At 60.1% G+C, this 1,696-nt stretch carries 2 protein-coding genes; both read right to left on the bottom strand.

All coding sequences use genetic code 11. The features are described from left to right. Positions 1-308: 308 nt before the first annotated feature. Positions 309-1,409 carry an IS4 family transposase gene (locus tag QW881_RS32535; RefSeq protein WP_315701243.1) on the bottom strand — a complete coding sequence of 367 codons (1,101 nt, stop codon included), beginning with the start codon at positions 1,407-1,409 and terminating at the stop codon, positions 309-311. Between the two features lie 12 nt (positions 1,410-1,421). Beyond that, positions 1,422-1,696, bottom strand: a 275-nt coding sequence (locus QW881_RS32530) for a hypothetical protein (RefSeq protein WP_316173183.1), incomplete at its 5' end; no start/stop codon positions are given.

Raw genomic sequence — 1,696 nt, 5'->3', positions numbered from 1 at the left:
GGGAGATCACGTATAAGCCGTAAAGCCATCGCGCAGGGAATGCCGGATGATCCGGCTGATCCTGTGGTGACTGCCGCCTGCTTTTCTTGTTGCAGGCGGGCCATGGGTGAGGCCTTCACCCGGCATTCCCCATAGGCGTTAAGGTAGCGCGAGCATCGATTGATACTTGCGTTTTCGAGGAGGCTCGCGAAGGTGGCGCCCCAACGCGCGTTTTCTGCGGCGCAAGCAACGGATGGTTGGTTGTGGAATGATTGCTTGCAGCAAGGATGCAACGAGCTGCTGCAGGACCCGCCAAGCGCCAGGCGTCGTTAAGCGGCCTGCGTCCAGTGGGGAGAGTCCTCGAAGTCGCTGGCAAGCGGCTCGAGCAACAGGATGATCAGGAGGTGGGCCAGCAGGTAGGGCTTGGCAGAGCGCGGATCGGTTCCTGGCGGCGTCTTGAGGCCAATCAGACTCTTCAGTCGCTTGAACCCAAGCTCGATCCGCCATCGCAATCGATAGAGCGCAAGCACATCTTTGGTGGAGAACTCGTCCCGCGCGAGCGACGTGATCAGAATGACCCAATCCGCAGCCTCCAAAGTTTCTTTGGAGATGATGCGGTTTTCATCTTTTGCGTCTTGCCGGGCTTTACGCCGAGAAGCAGCAGCCGCACCGGTGGGCTTCTTGATTGCGACCAGACGCATAGCCAGAGGCGCGCCGCCCTTGCGCTTGATCCAAATCTCCCGATCGACCAGTCCGCGCGCCTTCGCGGCACGCAATTGGGCCATCAGATCGAACGGAAGGCCTTTGGCGTCAAGCCAACGTGCGTTCTTCCAGCCCGCTCGGATCAAAACGTCGGCCCCGGCTTCGCGGACGGCCGCAATGCGGTCAGGTTGCAGATAAGCGCGGTCAGCAATGCGGATCTCGTTCTTGACCACTGGTATCCGGTCAAACGTTTCGCCCTCTTGCTGATCTGTCAGCTCGAAGTGACCAAAGCGCTCATAGGGCAGATCAAATGCGCTATGAACGCGCCAAAGCTCACTGTTCTTGCGCGCAGCCGGTCCCGCCTGAGGCACTGTCGTCGCATCGATGATGCGGATCAGGCGGCCTTGGCTCGCCTTCGGAGCTGCCGCAGCGAGCAAGCCCTCCACCAGCACCGCAAACCAATCACCACATTGACGCAGCCGATAGAACAACGCCACGCTGGTGAGGTCGGCAAGGCCAACAGAAGCCGCCCATGCGGCTGTCGATCTCAGCCCTCTTTCACCCAAACAATAGGCCAGCATCAGCCGAAGTAACGTCACCGCATCTGGAATCTGCCGCCGACGCGCGAAGGCCTTCGTCTGGCGCGCAGTTTTCTCGAGCTGCGCAGCCCCGCCCAGCTGCGCAACCACTCTCGTCCAGTCCTCGTTCAGGAGCGATTCGTCTGCCATCCCCTGTTCGAATCACGGCGGATTCCAACACTCAAGCATAAACTTAACGCCTATGCGGCATTCCCTGCACCCTCTCGATTTCGAGGGTGTCGCCTCGCAAAACTCGGGTGCCGAATGCATCGCGAGAAAGCGAAGGCGCGGCCTCTTGTCCGCAATGGTCCCCTGCATTTGCCGCCCTGGCATCAAGGCATAGAACTTGCTCAAACTGCAGCCGAACTGGGTCGATTGCGATGCGGAGGTTTTGGAATGCTTGAGGGCGCCGAAGTGCGGCTGGCCGTCGATATCGG

The organism is Bradyrhizobium sp. SZCCHNS3016, assembly GCF_032484535.1.
In the GTDB taxonomy this organism is placed as follows: Bacteria; Pseudomonadota; Alphaproteobacteria; order Rhizobiales; family Xanthobacteraceae; genus Bradyrhizobium.
The sequence above is the reverse complement of the archived record's forward strand: the minus strand, read 5'-3'. Positions and strand labels throughout refer to the sequence as shown.